Genomic DNA, 1,991 nt, shown 5'->3' on the forward strand with positions numbered 1-1,991 from the left:
CGATCGCCACCCCGCTCCAGGCCAGGGCACGGCCGAAGGCGCTGCGGGCCAGGGCCAAATCGGCCGAGGCCAGGCGCCGCAGCGAACGGAACGTGTGCGAGGCCGAATCCAGCGTCTGGCGACCGGCATTGCCGATCTGGCGGATGCTCTCTTCCAGTCCGGGGGCTGGCGCATCCGCTCCTGCCGGTTCACCCGGTGGCGGTGTGGCGTGTTCGCTCACGCCGGTCAGTCGTTGCTGCGGGCGAGTTTGGCGATGATCCAGCCGGCGGCGAAGGCCACGCCGAAGGAGGCCAGTGGCCGCTCGCGGATCAGCTCGGCGGCGCTGTCGATCAGATCCTTGCTCTTGTCCATCAGTGCGTCCATCTGTTCCTTGGCGGCGGCACCGCCCAGCTCGGCCGCGGCCAGGCCGGACAGGGCGCTGTCAGACAGCTCGGCCTTCATGTTGGCCTTGCCCAGACGCAGTTCGTCAGTGGCGGCGCCGGCGGCGCCCTTGACCGCCGAACCGGCGGCATTCGCGGCCGACTTCAGGTGCGCGCCGGCCTCGCCCAGATGCTCTTTCATGTTTTCGGTATTGGTGGGGCTCATCGTGATCTCCTGGTTTCAGTGGGAGCGCCGCGAGGCGGCGCGCGGGTTGCAGCGGACGTCCAGAAATACCAGTCGCGGGGTGTAAGGCGCGTTACGGACGATGAACCATCATCGCATCAACAGCTGACCGCGCGTGTTGCCGCGCAGAATGCTCAGCGCCAGTTGCGGCGGGCGCGGCTGGAAGCTGGCGCGCCAGCTGGCCAGATCGGTGAACTCGCCGCTGCTGGCGGCAAGAATCACATCGCCACTGGCCAGCCCCGATTGTGCGGCGCGGCTGCCCCGTGCCACGTTGCTGACCAGCACGCCGTTGAGGCCGGCCTGACGCAGTGACTCGGGCAGATCGGCGAAGGTCGCGCCGCTCAGGCGCGGATCCAGCGTCTCGCCGCTGATCGCACGCGGCTGTTCCTTCAAGGTGGCTTTGAGTTGCAGCGCTCTGCTGTCGCGACGCACTTCCAACTCCACCGTGCGGCCCACCGGCTGCAGGCCCTCGAAGTTGTGCAGCGCCTGCGCGTTGTCCACGCGCTGGCCATTGATCGCGGTGATCACATCGCCGGCCTTCAGCCCGGCGGCCATCGCCGCCGAGGCGGGCAGCACCCGCGTCACCAGTGCGCCGCGTGCTTCGGCCAGTCCCAGGCCCTGCGCGATCTGCGGGCTCAGGTTCTGCGTTTCCACGCCCAGCGTGCCGCGCACCACCACGCCCTTGGTGATCAGCTGCTCGACCACGTCGCGCGCCAGGTTGGAGGGAATGGCCAAGCCCAGGCCGATGTTGCCGGCCATGCTGCCCTGCGGGTTGAAGCTGGCGGTGTTGATGCCGATCAGCTGGCCGGACAGGTTGACCAGCGCACCGCCGGAGTTGCCCGGGTTGATCGAGGCGTCGGTCTGGATGAAGTTCTGGTAGCCCAGCCCGCGGATGCCACTGCGGCCCACCGCCGAGACGATGCCGCTGGTCACCGTCTGGCTGAAGCCGAACGGGTTGCCGATGGCGACCACGAAGTCGCCCACGCGCAGCTGGTCGCTGTTGCCCAGGCGGATCTCGGTGAGCTTCTCGGCCGGGATGCGGATCAGCGCGATGTCGGTGTCGGCATCGGAGCCGAGGAACTCGGCCTTGACCGTGCGCCCGTCGGCCAGGGTCACCTGCACATCGTCGGCGTTTTCGATCACATGGTGGTTGGTCAGCACATAGCCCTTGGCCGCATCGATGATCACGCCCGAGCCGAGCGACTCGTTGATGCGCTCGGCCGGCACCTGCGGGAACAGGCGGCGGAAGAACGGATCGTTGAAGTAGGGGTTGCGCACCCGTACCACCTGCTTGGTATTGACGCTGACCACGGCCGGCATCACCTGCTCCAGCATCGGCGCCAGCGAGGGCAGCGGTTGCCCGGCCACCGAGGCCGGCAATGCGGCCG

General features: G+C 68.5%; 2 protein-coding genes and 1 pseudogene. All 3 read right to left on the minus strand.

The window, feature by feature from the left end; translation table 11 throughout:
• Positions 1-220 (minus strand): annotated as a pseudogene (locus tag JCM9942_RS14740) (phage holin family protein); the annotation flags it as partial.
• A 5-nt stretch (positions 221-225) separates the two neighbouring features.
• Complete coding sequence (locus JCM9942_RS14745; RefSeq protein WP_054660582.1) at positions 226-585, minus strand: hypothetical protein; 360 nt, start codon at positions 583-585, stop codon at positions 226-228.
• 108 nt (positions 586-693) lie between these two features.
• Positions 694-1,991, minus strand: a 1,298-nt coding sequence (locus JCM9942_RS14750; RefSeq protein WP_054660584.1) for a Do family serine endopeptidase, incomplete at its 5' end; no start/stop codon positions are given.

Origin of the sequence: Stenotrophomonas pictorum JCM 9942 (assembly GCF_001310775.1) — a bacterium.
Lineage (GTDB): Bacteria > Pseudomonadota > Gammaproteobacteria > Xanthomonadales > Xanthomonadaceae > Stenotrophomonas > Stenotrophomonas pictorum.

Excerpts from the sequence above, each read along its gene's own strand:
- JCM9942_RS14745 (WP_054660582.1), bottom strand. The coding sequence starts at position 585 with ATGAGCCCCACCAATACCGAAAACATGAAAGAGCATCTGGGCGAGGCC.